25 protein-coding genes are annotated in these 18,075 nt (G+C 59.6%); all 25 read left to right on the plus strand.

What is annotated here, in order from left to right:
- Positions 1-1,236 (plus strand): AHH domain-containing protein (locus RMQ97_RS14745; protein ID WP_413661665.1); only part of this gene is annotated, 1,236 nt, incomplete at its 5' end.
- Between the two features lie 2 nt (positions 1,237-1,238).
- Positions 1,239-1,934 (plus strand): hypothetical protein, encoded by a 696-nt coding sequence (locus tag RMQ97_RS14750; RefSeq protein ID WP_413661666.1) that lies wholly within the window; start codon positions 1,239-1,241, stop codon positions 1,932-1,934.
- Positions 1,935-2,480: 546 nt separating this feature from the next.
- Positions 2,481-2,705 (plus strand): hypothetical protein, encoded by a 225-nt coding sequence (locus RMQ97_RS14755; protein WP_413661667.1) that lies wholly within the window; start codon positions 2,481-2,483, stop codon positions 2,703-2,705.
- 381 nt (positions 2,706-3,086) lie between these two features.
- Complete coding sequence (locus RMQ97_RS14760) at positions 3,087-3,779, plus strand: flagellar hook-basal body protein (RefSeq protein WP_413661668.1); 693 nt, start codon at positions 3,087-3,089, stop codon at positions 3,777-3,779.
- Complete coding sequence (locus tag RMQ97_RS14765; RefSeq protein ID WP_413661669.1) at positions 3,776-4,516, plus strand: flagellar hook-basal body protein; 741 nt, start codon at positions 3,776-3,778, stop codon at positions 4,514-4,516. Before RMQ97_RS14760 ends, RMQ97_RS14765 begins: the two co-directional genes overlap by 4 nt.
- Positions 4,516-4,947, plus strand: coding sequence for a hypothetical protein (locus RMQ97_RS14770; RefSeq protein WP_413661670.1), 432 nt, complete (start codon positions 4,516-4,518; stop codon positions 4,945-4,947). The genes RMQ97_RS14765 and RMQ97_RS14770 overlap by 1 nt, the downstream gene beginning before the upstream one ends.
- Positions 4,944-5,531, plus strand: coding sequence for a flagellar basal body L-ring protein FlgH (locus tag RMQ97_RS14775; RefSeq protein ID WP_413661671.1), 588 nt, complete (start codon positions 4,944-4,946; stop codon positions 5,529-5,531). Before RMQ97_RS14770 ends, RMQ97_RS14775 begins: the two co-directional genes overlap by 4 nt.
- Positions 5,531-6,688, plus strand: a complete 1,158-nt coding sequence (locus RMQ97_RS14780) for a flagellar basal body P-ring protein FlgI (protein ID WP_413661672.1) — start codon at positions 5,531-5,533, stop codon at positions 6,686-6,688. The genes RMQ97_RS14775 and RMQ97_RS14780 overlap by 1 nt, the downstream gene beginning before the upstream one ends.
- A gap of 10 nt (positions 6,689-6,698) precedes the next feature.
- Positions 6,699-7,040, plus strand: coding sequence for a flagellar basal body rod protein FlgB (locus RMQ97_RS14785; protein WP_413661673.1), 342 nt, complete (start codon positions 6,699-6,701; stop codon positions 7,038-7,040).
- 5 nt (positions 7,041-7,045) lie between these two features.
- On the plus strand, positions 7,046-7,471 hold the full coding sequence (gene flgC, locus RMQ97_RS14790; RefSeq protein ID WP_413661674.1) for a flagellar basal body rod protein FlgC: 426 nt from the start codon (positions 7,046-7,048) through the stop codon (positions 7,469-7,471).
- Positions 7,468-7,797 carry a flagellar hook-basal body complex protein FliE gene (gene fliE, locus RMQ97_RS14795; protein ID WP_413661675.1) on the plus strand — a complete coding sequence of 110 codons (330 nt, stop codon included), beginning with the start codon at positions 7,468-7,470 and terminating at the stop codon, positions 7,795-7,797. Before flgC ends, fliE begins: the two co-directional genes overlap by 4 nt.
- Before the next feature lie 7 nt (positions 7,798-7,804).
- Positions 7,805-9,061, plus strand: a complete 1,257-nt coding sequence (gene fliF / locus RMQ97_RS14800) for a flagellar basal-body MS-ring/collar protein FliF (RefSeq protein WP_413661676.1) — start codon at positions 7,805-7,807, stop codon at positions 9,059-9,061.
- Entirely contained in the window at positions 9,048-9,359 is a 312-nt protein-coding gene (locus RMQ97_RS14805; protein ID WP_413661677.1) for a hypothetical protein, read from the plus strand. Before fliF ends, RMQ97_RS14805 begins: the two co-directional genes overlap by 14 nt.
- Before the next feature lie 4 nt (positions 9,360-9,363).
- Positions 9,364-10,041: a hypothetical protein gene (locus RMQ97_RS14810; protein WP_413661678.1), complete on the plus strand. Its 678-nt coding sequence runs from the start codon at positions 9,364-9,366 to the stop codon at positions 10,039-10,041.
- Positions 10,038-11,366: a FliI/YscN family ATPase gene (locus RMQ97_RS14815; protein WP_413661679.1), complete on the plus strand. Its 1,329-nt coding sequence runs from the start codon at positions 10,038-10,040 to the stop codon at positions 11,364-11,366. The genes RMQ97_RS14810 and RMQ97_RS14815 overlap by 4 nt, the downstream gene beginning before the upstream one ends.
- Positions 11,359-11,808: a hypothetical protein gene (locus RMQ97_RS14820; protein WP_413661680.1), complete on the plus strand. Its 450-nt coding sequence runs from the start codon at positions 11,359-11,361 to the stop codon at positions 11,806-11,808. The genes RMQ97_RS14815 and RMQ97_RS14820 overlap by 8 nt, the downstream gene beginning before the upstream one ends.
- A gap of 834 nt (positions 11,809-12,642) precedes the next feature.
- Positions 12,643-13,086, plus strand: coding sequence for a flagellar hook assembly protein FlgD (locus RMQ97_RS14825; protein ID WP_413661681.1), 444 nt, complete (start codon positions 12,643-12,645; stop codon positions 13,084-13,086).
- Positions 13,083-14,240: a flagellar hook-basal body complex protein gene (locus tag RMQ97_RS14830; protein ID WP_413661682.1), complete on the plus strand. Its 1,158-nt coding sequence runs from the start codon at positions 13,083-13,085 to the stop codon at positions 14,238-14,240. The genes RMQ97_RS14825 and RMQ97_RS14830 overlap by 4 nt, the downstream gene beginning before the upstream one ends.
- Complete coding sequence (locus RMQ97_RS14835) at positions 14,240-14,977, plus strand: FliM/FliN family flagellar motor C-terminal domain-containing protein (protein ID WP_413661683.1); 738 nt, start codon at positions 14,240-14,242, stop codon at positions 14,975-14,977. The genes RMQ97_RS14830 and RMQ97_RS14835 overlap by 1 nt, the downstream gene beginning before the upstream one ends.
- Before the next feature lie 14 nt (positions 14,978-14,991).
- The gene (locus RMQ97_RS14840; protein WP_413661684.1) at positions 14,992-15,264 is read left to right on the plus strand and encodes a FliM/FliN family flagellar motor switch protein; all 273 of its coding nucleotides are present in this window, start codon (positions 14,992-14,994) and stop codon (positions 15,262-15,264) included.
- Between the two features lie 6 nt (positions 15,265-15,270).
- Entirely contained in the window at positions 15,271-15,663 is a 393-nt protein-coding gene (locus RMQ97_RS14845; RefSeq protein ID WP_413661685.1) for a flagellar biosynthetic protein FliO, read from the plus strand.
- Complete coding sequence (fliP, locus tag RMQ97_RS14850; RefSeq protein WP_413661686.1) at positions 15,660-16,382, plus strand: flagellar type III secretion system pore protein FliP; 723 nt, start codon at positions 15,660-15,662, stop codon at positions 16,380-16,382. Before RMQ97_RS14845 ends, fliP begins: the two co-directional genes overlap by 4 nt.
- 20 nt (positions 16,383-16,402) lie before the next feature.
- The gene (locus RMQ97_RS14855) at positions 16,403-17,095 is read left to right on the plus strand and encodes a sigma-70 family RNA polymerase sigma factor (protein ID WP_413661687.1); all 693 of its coding nucleotides are present in this window, start codon (positions 16,403-16,405) and stop codon (positions 17,093-17,095) included.
- A gap of 22 nt (positions 17,096-17,117) precedes the next feature.
- Positions 17,118-17,678 (plus strand): tetratricopeptide repeat protein, encoded by a 561-nt coding sequence (locus RMQ97_RS14860; RefSeq protein WP_413661688.1) that lies wholly within the window; start codon positions 17,118-17,120, stop codon positions 17,676-17,678.
- Between the two features lie 16 nt (positions 17,679-17,694).
- The gene (locus RMQ97_RS14865; protein ID WP_413661689.1) at positions 17,695-18,069 is read left to right on the plus strand and encodes a hypothetical protein; all 375 of its coding nucleotides are present in this window, start codon (positions 17,695-17,697) and stop codon (positions 18,067-18,069) included.
- The last annotated feature ends 6 nt before the right edge of the window (positions 18,070-18,075 follow it).

Consider the following 18,075-nt stretch of genomic DNA (forward strand, 5'->3'; position numbering starts at 1 on the left):
ATAGGAACTGCTTCTGCCATCGCTGATGCGGCAACGCGCTCTGCCATCGACGGAACTGATTTTGGCGATAACGTTCTCGCTATACTGCCCAGCGTGATCGGACAGACGATTGGTAAAGCTATTGCGGGGGGGGTCTCAAAATCGATTGAGAGCGCGAAGGGTGGCGAGGATCGCGAAATCGACTATCTCAACGACGATCTTGAGACGATATTCCCTAGTCTCGACCGTCTTCGCAAATTGGCAGGATTGTCAGATTCGACGTCTCTCGGAACCGAATCTGGCTTGTTCTCCTTATCTGCCGATTTTTGGGATTTGGTAGACCCCGTATCTTTGCCAGCCTTCGACGTTGCACAGACTGCAATCTTAGCATCAGACGCAGCCTCGGGCGTCTTCGGCGCGGGATCAGCCTCTAGAGCCGAATTCTTGACTTCGGGGGCGCTTAGAATTTTCGGGACCTTGGTGACCGCGGAGCACTTCTTAAGATATTCCGTAGCCCAAGCTGAGAGAGCTCAGGTGGAGCAAGCGATTGAGGATTTTGGCCTCGATTCATCTCAGACCTCTCATGTAATGGCGGCCAACGCATATGTGTGGGCACAATACCAGTTGCCGTTGCATTCAAGTGCAAATTTCTACGGAGGAGATCTTAACGCGGCGTCTGAAGCGATCATGCGCCTTGAGTTGGTGAATCCAGGCCTTACGGCCATTGCATCCAACCGCGCTTTTATCGGGACCGAGGATCAGCGGCAGGCACGAATCATCATCCGGATGGCAGCCGAGGCGGCTATTGCCGACTACAATCTTGAAAGCCGCAGCCGACGACCAAGCGGTGTAGACAGGCATTTGCAAACAACATCAGCCTCGGCGCGGGCAGCCCTATCACTCCGAACTGGCGATGATATGCGGGCCCACCATCTTGTTCCGGCAAACGTTTGGGGGCAAACTCCGATATTGGCACAATCGGCTTATGAGGCAGGTTGGCGTGTCGATAGCATCATGAATCTCATTGCTTTGCCGGCAAATGAGATTGCACAGCAAAGGATTGGCAATACACTTCCTATCCACAACACGCAGCATCCCGACTATGATACGCAGACTCGCGTCCAAATCGCTACGTTGCGAGCGACGATTGGCGGGCGAGCACCAACACCTCTTGAGGCAAGAGGCATTTTCGAAACGGTCGCGCTGGTCAACCGGCTCCAGATTGTTTCGAGAATTTGGCACCCAAGGATGCACTGACCATGACTAGATATTGGGTGTTCACGCCATGGCTTCCTTACACAGTTGATGCAGATGAAATGGTCGCGAACTGTAAGTTCTTGAACGGCCAGGAAGTCTTTGCCGCCGGGCTTTCCGCTGGCGAGTTTCGCAGCACGCCCTTCCCAATGGCGCAATTGAAGATGACCATGCCTGGCTTCGATCTCGATTGTTTTGATTGGGATGGTCAAACGATTGTGTCTGAGAAGTTTCGTCTTGCGGCGGGGTTGGCGTCAGATGAAATCGAGTACTTCGATATTGATGCCTCTGAGACAGCGAGTTGGGCGCAAGAGAAGAAATACAAGATCATGAGCATCCCCGTGAACGCAGCGCTGGCCGATGTGTCGCTTAGGTTTGGGGGAGCACCTTCAACTTCAGCTGTGGTCAGCGCCATGATGGCCGGAAAGATCGCGGTCAAGAGCTCAGTGTCTATTCCGTTCGAGCTGTTTCACGATACGGTTCTGCGGGGGTACAGGTTCTGCACGGATGAATTTGCGCTGCGCCTGCTTCGCGCTGGCTGCACTGGGATGCGTTTTCTTGATCCCGACTTTATTGGACGACCTAGGCCGATGCGCTATCGAACCCTCCGAGGCGTGGAAGAGGCGGGTGATTGGGATCCTGTCGCGAAAATTTTGCATTCTAAATTGGTCGAGAGCATTCCAGACGCGATCTCGAACTAAGCGCTTTTCGACCCGCTTACGAATTTGGGCGTGGCCCGTGGTCATGGTCTGCGTCCCTTTCTACCGGACAACGCCATTGCCCGGTGTGTCCTCCGGGTCACGCGGTCGGATCCTGTCTGTCAGGCGCACGAGCGGGTCAGCTGTCACACAAGATGCACAACTGCGCGCGCTTCCTTCGGAATCGTGATAAGCAGCGGAAATCATCACGTAAATAGGATTGCTTCTGTGCGCAGTGCTCGAAATGCCCCGGGCCAGAGCGGCCCGGCGGTGGCACTGCATCCCTCAACCGCCTGAATTTACGCGTCTAAGGTATGGGCCATGAAGGCCCGGCGTGCGTGGCGCGGGGCGGGTCTGCCGCACAGTGCGGCATGGCGTGTTGGCGGCCCTTGCGGGCCGGTTGAGGGAGGATGTGTGGTGTCTGTGTCACAGAAGAACGGGGCGTCTGATCGGGATCCGGAACGGATGCGGGTTCCCCGTGAGCTGGCCGAGGGCTCAAATACAACTCGGTGCGCCTCTGGCCGAAAGCTTCGTTTGGATACTGGTCGTGTGAACGTCGAACAAGTGATGGGGCTGTCTGGCGGTTCACTTATTGTTATGCAAGGCCGGTTTTACGATCGGGGCTTTGACGATGATCAGGAACGCTTCATGTTTGATAATGCAGAGTATGTTGCGCGCAATTTTAATGACCCTCTGCAAGTCACGGAAATCATCGCGGTGCATCCGAACCTGTCGTGCGAACCTAGCCGTCAGGCATCGTCAACTGAACATTGAGTGATCGTGCCGAGCTACCTATTCTGCCTCATTCCGTCTGATGTTGTCATTTGTTCCACTGCTTCGTTCATTTGCGCCGCGCCCATACCCCCAATTCCCTTCGCGGTCGCGTCACCCTCTCCGACGCCCCCCGCGTATTCGCGGGTTTGATTCCGGGCTCCTGAAATCAACTATCGGCGGGCAAGCGCAAGATAACAGATTGCACCCTCCTCGCTGAAAACAGGCCCCGGGACAAACCCGAGAGAGAGACCACACCCAGCCCCATTTCGGTTGCATAACACGAATATCACCAATCCCACTTGCATCGCGCCAAAAGTGTGGTCTAGGGTCCGCGCCGTATGTGGGGTACGCGTTATGGACTTGTTGAGTGTTGCTGAAATCATGTTATCGACGTCGCAAAAGCGGCTCGAAACCGTGTCACGCAATATTTCCAACACCGAAACGAGTGGCCATAAGCGACTGGTTTCATTTGAAAATATTCTTGAAACCGCGCGCTCTGGCTCGATCACATCGCCCCTTGCGGCCCAGGCCTTCGCCACCGATGTGGTGATGGCGCAGGGCGCGTTGAGCCTCACCGATCGCCCGCTTGATCTTGCAATCAGTGGTTCGGGCTTTTTCAAAATGATGGACGGGGGGCAGATTCAGCTCTCCCGCAACGGCGCCTTCCAGCTGGATGGTGACGGGCATCTGATCGATGTTCAGGGCCGATATCTGCTCGATGAACACGACACCCCCATCCGCCTGCCCCACGCCGCAGTGAGCATTGAGAGCGACGGCACGATCATCGATGACGGCATCGCCCTGGCCCGTATCGGCCTGGTGGATGTCACCGACGGGGCCGTCCTGTCACCGCTCGGCGGTGCCAGCTTCCAGGCCGACCCTGCCGACCTGCTCCCTGTGGAGCGGGCCCAGGTGCTACAGGGCATGCTGGAAGGTTCCAATGTCGATCTGGCGCCGGAAATGCTGTCCATGATGACGGCCCTGCGACAGGGCGAAATGGGGGCCCGCATGGTCCAGGTCTATGATCAGCTGATGGGTCAGGTCTTTACAACATTCGGGAGTTCGCGCCGATGAATACCGCCTTTGATATCGCCGGTGTGGGCCTGTCAAACTACCAGCGCGCGCTGGATATTCTCGCCCATAATGTCACCAATCTGAACACCACCGGGTTCAAGCGCACGGATGTGCGGTTCAGCGATATCCTGGCTGCCTCGGCCGGTGAGCCCCGCCCGGCGGCCGGCGCGCGCCTTACCCCGCACACGGTGATGTCGGTTCAGGGTGAGATGCAACAGACCGGCGGCGCTCTGGATCTGGCCATTGATGGTCTGGGCTTTATCGAGCTGATGGGCGATCACGGCGAGAGCGTGCTGTGGCGCGGCGGTCATCTGCGCCTGAATGAAGACGGATATCTGACCGCCGATAATGGTCTGACCCTGCGCGCGATGATCAATCTGCCCTATGACAGTGCCGAGCTGGAAATCGCGGAGGATGGCCGTGTGCTCTCGCGCGATGGCACCGGCGAGACCCGCGAGATCGGTCATATCGATCTGGTACGGGTGATGGATGACGGCGCTCTGACCGCCCGAAGCGGCGGGTATTACACCCTGGAGCCGGGCACGCGCCTGGTGGATGTCCAGCCGGGCGAAGACGGGGCGGGCCTGTTGCGCCATGGCTATGTGGAGCGCTCGAATGTGGATCTCAGCGCGGAGATGATCGAGCTGATGATCATCCAGCGCGCCTATACGGCCAATGCCCAGGTGGTCCAGGCCGCCGATCAGCTGGCCTCGATCACCAATAATCTCAGGCGCTGATGATGTCCGGTCTTGTGAGTTCCATTGTTCTGGGTGCTGCGGCCTGTGTCGCAACGCATACGGACGTGCCTGGGGGGAGCCTGATCACCCGGGACATGGTCCAGGTGGTGGCGTGTGAGCTCAACGCCGAGCGCCCGGCCGTGGTGTATGATCGCCGCTCAGCGTCTGTCCGCACGATCACCGCCCTGCCCGCGGGCACCTATCTGGGCTCGGTCGTGCTGGCGCCATCGCACACCCATGATCGCGGCACACAGATGGTGATGCAGGTGGAGCGCGGCGCTGTGCGCATTGAACGCCAGGTCGCGCTGGCGCAGACCCTTCATGCCGATCAGGCACGTGTCTTCGTGCAGGGCGAGGACGGATCCGTCTTTGCGGTCTCCCGCGAGGCTCTGAGCCCGGCTGCCCCAAGCGATCGGGAGCCGGCCTCATGAAACGCCCCACCCGTCTGCACGCCCTGCTCGCCGCGCTCTGCCTGATCCTGCCAGCGGGAACGGCACAGGCCGACGATCTGTTCCGCAATTCACGCTTTGCCGGCATGGCGCATGATCTCAAGGCCGGTGCCATTGGCGACAGCCTGACCGTGCTGGTGATTGAAAATGCCGAAGCGCGCAATTCATCCAGCCAGGCCTCGCGCCGGGGCGGTTCGATCGATGGCGGGCTGAACACCTCGGCCCAGATCGATTTCGGTGAACTCTCTCTGGGGGGCGAATATGGTCGCCAGGGCGAAGTCCGTCGCAGCGACAGCCTGGTGGCGCAGATCAGCGTGGTGATCGAGGACATTCTGCCCAATGGCGATTTCCGCATCCAGGGGGAACAATCGCTGCTGGTGAATGGCAAGCAGACCGTCATCAGCATTCGCGGCCGTGTGCGTCCCAGCGATGTCAGCGCGAGCAATGAAGTTTTGTCCTACCGTATCTCCGAAGCCGAGATCCACTATGACGGCGAGGGCTTTGACCAGGATGCTGACGCGCCGGGCCCGATCCGCTCCTTCTTCCGTCGACTGGGTCTGGGTTGATGCGTACGACGATGACCCTCCTCGCCGGCCTGACCCTGGCCGCCAGCCCGGCAGCGCAGGTCCGGGCAGATGAGCCGGGCATAGCTCCCGCTGTCGCACCCGTGACCCGCGGCGTGCCGCTCAGCGCGCTGGGCCGGTATGAAGGTTGGCGGGAAAATGCCCTGATCGGTTACGGCCTCGTCGTGGGCCTTGCGGGTTCGGGCGATAGCGGTCGGTCCGATGTGACCCGCCAGGCCTTGCAGAATGTCTATGCGCGCCTGGGCACAACGGTCAGCGAAGCCGATATCTCCAGCCGCAATGTCGCTGTGGTGATTGTGACAGCGCGCCTGCCCGCAGCGGCCAATGTCGGCGATGAAATCGATATCACCGTATCCTCCGCTGCAGATGCACGCAGCCTGGCTGGCGGGCAATTATTGATGACGCCCCTTTTGGGCCCGGATGGCCAGCCCTACGCCCTCGCCCAGGGCGCGCTGGTCACCGGCGGCGACAGTTTCGAGAGCGAGCTGAACCGGTCTCAGCGCAACTATCCCACGACTGGCCGAATCGAAGCCGGCGCCACGGTCGAACGCTCGGTCAACGCCCATCTGGTGGGTGCTGATGGCCAGATCCGGTTTTTCCTGTACGACCCCAATTTCACGACGGCCACACGGATCGCCTCGGCGATCAATGCCCGTTTTGGTTATGCCATCGCAACGGCCGATCATGCTGACCAGGTGTCCATCCGCCCCGTGGGACATGACAGCGCGCTGACCGCCTTTATCGCCAGCCTGGAAGAGATCCGGGTCGAACCCGGCCGCGTCCCGCGCATCGTCATCAATGAGCGCACCGGAACCATTGTTGCGGGCGGTGATGTGATCATCGACAGCGTGGTGATTTCCCAGGGCGATATTCGCATCACGGTGACAGCCGAGAACACCGCATCACAACCGGCCTTCATTTCCGGCTTTGCAAGTGATGTATCGAGCCTGGTCGTGACCAATACTGAGCTGAGCGTCGAACGGGCCGCGAATGATGTGGTCGCCAGCTTTCCCAATACAACCGTCGCCGACCTGGTTCAGGGCCTGGCCGACGCCAATGTCGATACCCGTCGCATGATCAGCATATTGCAGGCCGTCCAGTCCGCGGGCGCCCTGCATGCTGAAATCATCGTGCAGTAGGAGCGAGATCATGGACGCGATCACCGGCGCCATTCTGGAAAAGGCCATTGATGGCCTGTCGACCCGGTATCTTTATCTGGCGCAAAACATCGCCAACGCCAATTCCGGTGCATTTCGTCCGGTCGAAGTGCGGTTTGAAGACGATTTGCGCCTGGCCGCCCAGTCCGGCCTGTCTGCAATCGAGGCCGTGGAGCCGGAGGTTGTCACGTCCAGCCGTGTGATTGAGGGCTCCGAGCAAAGACTGGACCTCCAGCTGGCAGAGGCCGCGCAAACCTCCATGCGGTACTCGGCCCTCATCGAACTTCTCAGCCGCAACATGTCGCTGCACCGCAGTGTCGTGACATCGAGGTAGTCCCCATGAATGCGTACGACATCAGTATCAGTGGCCTGAATGTTGAGTGGCAGCGCCTGGAAATCATCGCGCAGAACCTTGCCAACATGAATTCGAGCGCCGCGGACGGTTCAACGTTTCAACCCCTGCGACTGGTGAGTGGTCCAGCACAAAGCTTCCAGTCCACGCTCGATCAGGCGGGTGAACACGCGGGTCCAATGGGTGTTCAGGTGCTGGGTGTCGAGGCCGATTCCACCCGTCCACGCCAGGTTCTCGATCCCGACCACCCCCACGCTGACGCGGAAGGTTTTGTGAACTACCCCGATATCGATCACGCCGCCCAGATGACGCTGATGATCCGCACCTCGCGGGCCTATGAAGCCAATCTGACAACAATCACCCTGGCCCAGCAGATGTACAGCCGGGCCCTGGAGATCGGGCGGCAAGCATGACGGGCGTTGAACTCATTGCCGCCATTTCTGCGGTCAGCACTCAAGGCGTGACACCACAGGCCGTTACGCCACAGACGATCACGCAGGACCCGCCCCAGGCCGGTGCGCCCGGTTTTGCCGAGCTCATGCAGACCGGACTCGCCAATCTTGAAGCCAAGGTGGATACCGCCGACGATCTAGTGCGGGCCTTCGCCCTGGGTGAAGATGTCCCCATTCATGAGGTGACAATCGCTCTGGAAGAGGCCCGTCTCTCCGTGGAACTGGCCCTGCAAGTGCGCAATCGCATGGTGGAAGCCTATCGCGACATCATGAATACACAGCTGTGACCGCACTATGAGTGATCCGTCTTCCCAACCCCTCTCGGAACGCCAACAATATATGCGTGTCGGCCTGGTTCTCGCCGCCATGGCGATCGTCCTGGCCCTGGTCTATGTCCTGGTTCTGCGGGACAGCTATGAGCCCTTGCTGGCAGACCTGCCGCGCGAAAACATCGCCCTGGCGCGCGATCATCTCAACGAGGCGGGTATTCCAAACAGGCTGACCGCGGACGGGACTGGAATTAGCGTTCCCAGCCGACAAGGCGGAGCGGCCCGGATCGCCCTCACCTCGGCGGAAGTCCAGCTGAGCGCGGTCGACGGATGGGAAATCTTTGACACAAACGAAATGGGTCTGACCGATTTTGCCCAGCGGATCCGATTCCAGCGCGCCCTCCAGGGAGAGTTGACCCGGACGCTGATCAATATGGACGATATCGCAGAAGCCCGGGTGCATATCGCGCTCGCCGAACGCACCCTGTTTCGGCAGGAACAGAACCGCTCCACTGCTGCCGTATCGCTGATCTCGGCTCCAGGGGTTGAGCTGGGCCCATCACAGATCGAAGGCGTACAACGTCTCGTCGCGGCTGCCGTGCCCGACATGCGGGCGACAGATGTCGTCGTGCTGGCGTCGCAAGGCGATGTTGTCAGCGTTCTCGAGGCCGTCGACACCGCGAATGTCATCACCGGCAGCAATTCAGGAACGGATGAACTGGTTCAGCTGAGAGCCGTTGTCCGCGATGTTCTTCAGGACCAGGTCTTCGACCTGATGGTCGAACGCCAGAATGTCACCGTCGACGTGGTTGAGCCCAGTGAAAATGCCGGCGAGACGTCGACAGAGCCCTTTGCCCCGCAAACGCAAGCGCGCTTGAACGTTATCATTGTGTCGTCAACCCCGCTGCCCACGCGCTACAAACAGTCCATCCAGGCCCGGTTGGATGCTCTGAGATTCGAGAACGGTCGACAGGTCGGAACGATCAGCTTTGGCGTCGATGCGACGCTGGCACAGGTCGAACGCGTCACCAATGCCGAGGCCGCCGACCCAGGTGCAGCAGCGACATCGCCAACCCCGACCCCCAGTCTCACGCCGGCGACGCCTGCACCGCTGGTCTGGCCGATCGGGCTGGCCCTTGGATTGATCCTTGCGATCGGCGCCGCCGTGCTGTGGCGCCTGGTCCTGCGTCCGGACTTTGACAGCCCTCGCCATGAAGCCCTGGCCGCTCGACTTCAGCTTCTGCTCGACACGCCCTCGGGGGGAGTCCATGCAGATCGCTGACACCGAATTGCCGCAACTCTTGTCGCTCTACCGATCGTTGAAATGGACAGATCGCTGGGCCGTGCGCCGTCATTTACCGGCAAAGGCCCGCGCTGAGCTGGACAAAGCTCTTCAAACACCTGTGCCTGATGACACCCGATCGCCCGACCGATCCGCAGACGGGTTCGATGCCCTCAGCCCGGAGTTTTCCGCCTATTTGAGGCAACAACTCGAAAACAGGGACCTCTTGCCCGGCGAGCGATACGGGTCAGCCTTAATCGCGCATCTGCAGCACCTCGCTGCCGCGCCACGGGGGTAAAGCCATGTCCTCCCTGATCAAGTCAAACGAGGCCTACACGCGGCAAATCGGTCCCCCGGACATGAACACCCCACCGGCCTCAACGCACAAAATCGCTACCGCGCCTGTTGCGTCCCCTCTGGACGCGTTGGAGGCTGAGAATAAAAGGCTGCGCGATGCGCTGGCGGCTGCAAATGACACCGCAAAAGCGGCAATTGAAGACGCCCAGACCCGCGGGTTCGAGGCTGGCAAACGCGCGGCAGAGCAAGTTCGCACGCATGAATCCGACCGACTGGACAGGCTCACCCGCGACATCGAGCAGGCCGCTCACCGTCAGTTCGAGACACAGCAAGACCATGTGGTGGAGATTGCTGTGTTTGCCATCCGACACTTTGCATCCCTTCCCGACAACAAGCGGGCCTGGCTGGAATCGGTCATCAAACAGGCCTTCCAGGCCTTTCGCGACGAACACGCGCTTGTCTTGTGTCTTTCGCCAGACGATTTCGAGACCCATGACCTTCCCTCCGGTATCGGCGCGGCGCCCCCTTCAGGCGATCTGACCATTCAACTCGACCCCCGTCTCGGTTCGGGCGAGTTCGAGATCGTGTATGCCTCAGATCGCGTCCAGTTCAGTCTGGATACATTGCTGGATGAGATTTCCCATACGCTCCGTGACGTTGACGCGACCGGTGCGGCCCCATGAAAATGAGTGCCGTCAAATCCGCGCTGGCTTCGATCCCCACTTATCGACGAGTGGGAACGGTCGATCAGGTCACCCCATCCCATGTGAGAGCGACGGGACCGAAACTACCCACCGGGCGAATCTGTCGAATTCATCGCGCCGACACCGATATTCACTCCACCGTGGACGGGCTGGCGGAAGTGGTTGCGAGCGGGCCGGATGGCGTGGTGCTCTACCCGTTCTTCTCCACATCCTCCGTCCAGATCGGCGATTCGGTCGTCGAAGAGAGGCGGTTCCACGAGGCCGTTGTCGGCGAGACCCTGTCCGGACGTATTCTCGATGCCTTCGCCGAACCTCTTGATGGCGGACACGCTCTCGACACAAGCCAGACCGCCCGTCTGGACGCCCGTCCGCCGCTTCCGCGCGAGCGGGCCACTGTCACACCGAGGCTGACGACAGGGGTGCGCACGATCGACGGACTGCTGACCCTGAGTGTAGGACAACGGATCGGACTGTTTGCGGCCGGGGGTGTGGGCAAGACCACCCTCATTCGACAGATCGCAACACATGCGTCGTGTGACCGTTTGATCCTGTGCCTCGTCGGCGAGCGTGGCCGGGAAGTCGAGGGCCTGTCGTCCGACCTGGCTGGCCCTAAGACGAGCTGTATCGCTGCGACCTCCGACCAGAGTGCGCCTGTAAGGGCACGCGCGGTCCAGCAAGCCGTGGCCGCTGCGGAATTCTGGCGGGCGCGGGGCGAGCATGTCCTGCTGGTGATTGATTCCATCACGCGATACGCAATGGCCCTGCGCGAAATGGGTCTTGCGGCCGGTGAACCGCCAACGGTCAGAGCCTACACGCCTAACGTCTTCAGCGCCCTGCCCAAGATTGTAGAGCGGTGCGGCGCAACAAAGAACGGCGGTGCGATCACCGCAGTCATGGCTGTGCTGAGCGAGACAGATGATGTGGACGACCCGGTTGTTGAAGTGATGAAATCGCTGCTCGATGGGCACATCATCCTGTCTCGTCGCATCGCCGAACGCGGAATCTATCCCGCAATCGACATCCAGAAGAGTGTCAGTCGTCTCGCCGACACGGTCCGCACCCCCGCCCACAGCGCGCTCGCGCGTGAGACGCTGCGCACGCTCAGCCTCTATGAAGAATCGCGATTGATGATCGAGTCCGGCCTCTACAAGGCGGGAAGCAATCCTCAGACGGACCAGGCGATCTCCACCCGGTCAGCCATCGATGCCTTTGCGCATCAGCCGGTCGACGAACACAGCCTGTTCGAGACGACACTCGCCCGTCTGAACGCCCTTCATCAGGGCAAGGGGGAGACCCATGTCTAGCGCACACCCCTCCTCCCAGTTCGAAACCCTTCTCGCCCTGCGCTCTTTGCAAACACAGTTGGAACATGCCGCGCTAGCAGAAGAGACACGCCGGCTTGAGGCGGTCGAAACGGATCTCGGTCAGGCCGAGCTTGAATTGAACGACGCCCAGGAGCAATGGAAGGCCTATGTCAATCGCTCCACCCTGGCACCCGAGCAATTGCAGGCCTATGCGCAACACCTCATTGCAACCGATGCCCGTAGAAACCAGGCTCGGGATAAACATGAGTTCCAAAAAGACACGCTGGCCGTCCAACGCACACGTGTCTTCCAGGCACAGGCTCACGAGGATGTCGCCGAACACCTTCTGGAACACAATCGCGTCCAAGTAAAAAAGAAGAAAGAGCGTTTAATCGAAGACGCCCGGGATGAGCGCGTAGGCTTGGACTGGGGGCGATCATGACTGAAGCGATCAATTCGCGCGATACACTCTCTCCCGCGCACACACCTGCCTCGCCAACGGATGCGTCCCTGCAAGACGACAACCGCGATGTCGGCTCGTTTAAGGCCTGGCTGTTACCGACAGACCGGTCCCGGAACGAATTTGAGTCCCCATCGCAAAGGTCCTACTCCGAACCGGATCTGTCCGACACCATCCTGGCGTCATCTGACCCGACACTCGGCGGCTCATCGAGACACACTTTTGCGTTTAACCATTGGGGTGTATGGGCTCCTGACCGCACGACCTCCCCATCCAACAGCGCTGACCGCCAGAGCCTCACTCACCTCGCTCTGCGACACGGCACGGCCGAGCTGGCGCCCGTCGCGCTTTCCACGGCGGCACCGAACACGCCAAAACGCACACATTCTCTCTCCGGGCCTGGCGTGGAGACGAAACCTGCTTCTGACAGGTCGATCGGCAGAACACGTCACACTGCTCCGCCGCCCCTCCCGCCGATGCGCGCCAATCCATCGCGGATTGCACCTCTGTCCTCACCCAGCCCCTCCGATCCCATCGCACAAGATGCAGAGCCGGTCGGCTCGGAGAAGCCCGTCGCCCGGGCGTTCAAATCCACACCCGCGACCTCCGGCCGCGCATCTCCAACGGCCATAAAGATCATCCTGAACGCGCTGAACGGGCGGATGAACGTGCACATCAACGCCCCCGCCGCGCTACTCTCCGAGGTCCCGTCGCTCAGTCGCGATATTCGCGTCCTTCTCGCCGAATACGGGGAACACGCCGACACAATTACCGTCGCGACCTCAACGGTCCTCCCTCAAGTCACAGGAGTTCATGATGCAAGTCATCGATCCGATCGGTAGCGGTGGAGCCACCGGCGTGAACCGCGTTACCACTGATGCCAGTTCTGCCTTTGGCGTCGGGTTTGAGGACCTTCTGAGAATTGTGCTGACCCAGCTCACCTATCAGGATCCACTTCAGCCCATGGAGAATTTCGAGTTTGTCTCGCAGCTCGCTCAATTCTCCCAGATCCAGCAAACCGAGACCACCAACGAAAACCTTGAAGGCATTCGCCAGATCGGCACTGTCGGACAGGCAACGGGATTGCTGGGTCAGGTCGTCGACATTCCCAGCGGCGGCACGGTGCTCAGAGGACGTGTAACGGCCGTCAGCTTTGTGTCGGGCGCACCCAGCGTCTCAATCGAGACACAAGACGGAACCGTGATCAATTCAATCTCGCTATCAGCCATTAGTCGCGTTGCCGAAGGAGGTACACAATGATCGGTGCCATGTTTATCGGTCTGAGTGGCATGCAAGCCTATTCCAACGGCTTGCGCCAGATCAGCAATAATATCACCAATTTGAACACGCCGGGCTTCAAGGCGACAGACCTGACATTCCAGGGCATGTTCGGCGACTCTGGCCAATCCTCCGGCCTTGGCTACGGGGTGACCCTGGCGGACTCGCGCCTGAGCATGAAACAAGGTGAAGTCCGACTGTCCGACAATCCGCTGGATCTCGCCGTCGATGGAGAAGGCTTCCTGGTTCTCTTGGGCGATGACGAAATTCTCTATACGCGCACCGGATCGTTCGAAGTCGGCCCGGACGGAGATATCATTCTGTCAGGCACCCAGTACAAGCTGGCGGTTCTGGACGACACCGGACAGGCCACGCCCGTGAATATCGAGAGTCACCGGATCAGCCAGCCCCAGGCCACTCAATCGATCACCTTCTCGGACAATCTCTCTTCAACCGCCACAGAACATACGGTGGCGGCCATTGACGTCTTCAACGCACTGGGCGAGCAGGATTCCTGGGATATTCGCTTCGAGAAAGACACAAGCGTCACCAATCAGAATTCCTGGACCGTGATTGTCGAAAACAGTGCGGGTGTTGAGATCGCGCGTGAAACCCTGAGCTTCATCGCCGGTGTCGTGGATCCTCTTACCTCGTCATTCACCGTCGAGGACGTGGATGGTGGATACTCGATCGAGCTGGATTTCTCCTCAGGCGTGACCTCGTTCTCCTCCGGCTCCGTGTCGACCTTGCGGCTGGATGACAGCGATGGATACGGGATTGGCGAAATCACCTCATTGACCGCCAATGAGAATGGCGAGTTTGAGCTGACCTATTCCAATGGACAGGATCAGACTTTGGGTGCCATTGCCCTGGCCACGCTTCGCGATCTCTCCTCCATCACCCAAACGGGTCGTGGCCTGTTCCGCTACGACGCCAATAAACGTGTCGACCTGTCTCCCAGCTCACGCGAAACCGTTGGAACTGTTGTGGGCAGTGCCGCAGAAGCCTCCAATGTCGACCTGTCCTCGGAGTTCGGTGATCTGATCCTGATCCAGCGCGGATATCAGGCATCCTCCCAGGTCGTCAGCGTGTCCAATGACATGATCCAGCAATTGTTCGGCTTGCGGGGCCGCTAATGTCGCATGCACAGCCTTGGCTGCCGGATACGGCTTTGCACGATGGTCGCCTGAGCGCCTTGCTCTCAGAGGCCTGTCGGGAGTGGTCCAGCGCCTGGCTCAATACCGATGGCGTCGATCTGCAGCTGCTCGAAGACGAAGCACACGACGACGAGACCCGGATTGTGACCGGTTCAGCGGTCCACCTTCTGGGCGCCGATAGCGATCTGCGGGCCTTTGCTCATATCCTGTTGAACTGGGATGTCATTGGTGCACCCCCTTCAATGTCTGACATCGTGTTTGGCGAAACCATTGCCCAAAAGGCCCTCGGAGAGCTGTGTGACAGGATCGAATCCACGCTCGGACACGACGCGCCCTCCTTGGCTTCAGCCGGGCCGGTGGTACAGCCATATCTGCGCGCCCGAATAACATTCGACCGCCTCAACATGGGGCTATCGCTTGCCCTGTCTCGTCCGGACCTTCTGGCCAGACGACGCGCGATGCTGGCCGCGCCGGCCCTTCAGGACAGGCCACTCACCGCGCGGCATGTCGCGCAAGCCGAGCTCAAAGTGCCCATAGAGATCTGCCTGGCACGCCAGTCCTTGAGTCTGGCCGATCTCAGACATCTCGATGTCGGTGACGTTATTCTGCTGGAGTCCGATATGGGACGTATTGAAGCCTTGCACGTCAACGGCACGGCGTGCGACCTGCCTCCTCGTTCCATAGCGATCTCCGATCAAGGCCTCGTCCTGAGATGAGGAAAGAAAATATTATGTTGGATAAAACCGAGCATTCTCCCAATCCCAAAAACTCGGCCGTGACAGACCGCCTGATCAGTAATGTCCCCGTCGAGATCGATGTCTTTCTTGAGCGCACGCAGGTCACCATTGCCGACCTGAACGCGCTGGCAACAGGCTCTGTCCTGCCGCTCGACAGTCCCCTCAACAGCCTTTTCGAAATCCGCCTCAGCAATGAGACAATTGCGGTGGGCGAGCTGGTGTCCGTCGACGACAAGTTCGGGATCCGGATTGTCGAGATCCGCTAGTTTCCCATGCGCGTGTTTCTTTCCATTCTCGTCATTTGGGGCCTGGCCGGTGCAGAGCCCGTATTCGCCCAGGAGCTGGGTGGCGGGGCGAGTCCGTCGATCTCCTTTTTCCGCGTCTTCTTTGCCCTCGCGATCGGCATCATCGTCGCCCTGCTGGCAACACTGGGACTGAAACGCCTGTCACAACGCCCATCCCTGCCAAGCTGGCTGTCCGGTTTCCGGCTCACCTCACCTAACACACTCATATCGGTGAAAGAGGTCCGGCGCCTGGGCCTGCATGGCGAAATCTGTGTGATCGAAGTCGACGGTGAACGCATCGTCCTGGCCCAGACGGCCCACACGATCGAGGTCTTGAAACGCGAGCCGATAGCTTGCGAGACACACGGAGAGGCCCGATGAACGGTGTGTTGCGAAGCGCTCTGGGCGCCGTCGGCCTTCTGCTGGTCATGAGTGCGCCAGGAGACGCCCAGGAGCTGGCAGCCTCCTCGGAACAAACATCAAATCTCATGCGCACCGCCGCGCTGCTGACGCTTTTTGCCTTTATTCCTGCCCTGTTGATTTCAACGACCAGCTTCATCCGGATCGCCATCGTACTGGCCATGGTACGGCACGCCTTTGGCATGCCGGAAACCCCGCCCAACCAGGTGCTGATCGCCCTGGCGCTTATGTTGACGGCTTTCATCATGGGGCCAACGGTATCGGAGCTGAACCTTGTTGCGATCCAGCCCCTTCTGGACGGCTCTGTGACGGTTGATGAAGCCTTGAGCCTGGGCAGCCTGCCCTTGCGCGACTTCATGCTGTCCCAGGTCCGCGATGAAGACCTGGCGGCTGTTTATGCGCTGTCAAACACCCCGCTTCCCACCAGCCCGGAAGAGGTGGAATTTTTTAAACTCGTCCCGGCCTTCATTATCAATGAACTGCGGATCGCCTTCACGATCGGTTTTGTCGTGCTTTTGCCCTTCCTCCTGATCGAACTCATTGTCGCGAGCATCCTCTTGTCCCTGGGGATGATGATGGTGCCGCCCGCTACGATTTCCCTTCCGATCAAGGTTCTGGTCTTCGTCCTTATTGACGGATGGAGTCTGGTCGTTTTCGGAGTTGTGGGTGGTTTCCAATGAAGCGTGGACGGGGTCTCTCCATGATCCAACGGCCGCGGGCTGTCGAGGCCTCGTTGTGGCGACGCCTGAGGTTTGAAGGCCAGCGCGAGTGTCGTGAAAAACTGTTTCAGCGAAAGCTGACCTTCGCCAAGAAAGTCGCAGGCGGCGAGTATAAGCGAATGCCGTCAGGCCGACTTGACCGGTTGGATTTCAACCAGCTCGCCTTTATCGCCCTGCTCGAAGCCATCGACCGGTATGACCCCAAACGCGGGTCTGAATTCGATGTTTTCGCACGCCCGCGTATCCGGGGCGCGATTCTGGACGGCATCGCCCGGTCCAGTGACCAAACCGCCTATTATGCCGCAAGCCGCAGGCAGCAGGATGAACGCCTGGCATCCCTGACCTTTGAGAGCTCGGAATCACTGGACGTTTCCATTTCACAAGTGGCGCGCATTGCGTCCGGTCTGGCCCTGGGTCTAATTGCCAGCCAGTCGGACACACCGCCCTCCTCCCGGGACGGATATGAGAGTCATGACTGGATCGAACTTCGCCTGACCCTCCAGCGGGAAATCCAGCGCCTGCCCGAGCGTGAACGCTACATCGTGGAACGCCACTATATTGATGGCGTCTCCTTCAGTGAGATCGCGAATGCCATGAACGTTTCCACCGGACGCGTATCCCAACTCCACCGCAAGGCCATCGCCCGAATCCAGTCCCGCCTTACTTTGAGCTGAATGCCCCCACAGGAGAGCCCCTATGACCCTCTGTCCCGATGACGAACTCACCCGGCTTCTTGAAGGCATGGCACAGCCATCAGGTCCTACTCTGGAGGGCCTCAAGGGCGCCGTCAGCGCCTATCCGGATGACCCAAGGCTCCACTTCCTGCTCGGCTCGGTTCTTATTGGTGAAGGCCAGTTGATCGACGCCCACGAACATCTCGCCCGGGCCATTGAAATCGAGCCTGAGTATCATCTCGCGCGTTTTCAACTCGGCTTCTTCTCCCTGACATCTGGCGAACCGGAACGCGCCCTGGATGTCTGGGGGCGTTTGGATCGCCTTCCCGACGACCATTATCTGCGCAAGTTTGTGGACGGTTTGCGATGCCTCATCCGGGATGATTTCAATGGGGCGATTGCCTCACTCTCTGAAGGCATACAGCTGAACCAGGAAAACCTCCCCATGAATTCCGATATGCAGCTGCTTATCGAGGAATGCCATAAGCTCCTGGGAGGACAAACGGCCGATGATGCGCCCAGCGAAACCTCCGCAACCTCCTTGCTTCTCAATCAGCTAAGCGGCCGCGGCCCAGGGCATTAGCCACCGGGAGCAGACCATGACCCGTATTTCCGGTTCAAATCCGATCCTCGCCGCATTGCGCCAGCAGCTCGACCGCAAGTCTGGCATCAAGAAGGCGCCGCAAACCAAAACAGGACAAACCGCGAGCACCTCCGCTCCCGTACCCCATACCGCCGGCTTGGGGAAGAAGCTGCAGCAAGAACCGGAGATTGATGATGACGCCGCGAGACATCTCCTCGTGAAGGCCCTGTTGCTGGATCAGTTCGGAACGCGCTTTGCCAATGATCCCAGTTTTCTGGATCTTGTCCGACAGGTCGAAACACTCATGGCAAATGATGAATCGGTCTCAGCGGAACTGAGCACGATTGTCACTGGGCTGCGAACGGGAAAGACCGACGACAAGCAGAGCTAACGATCC

Source organism: Maricaulis sp. D1M11, from assembly GCF_047308265.1.
In the GTDB taxonomy this organism is placed as follows: Bacteria; Pseudomonadota; Alphaproteobacteria; order Caulobacterales; family Maricaulaceae; genus Maricaulis.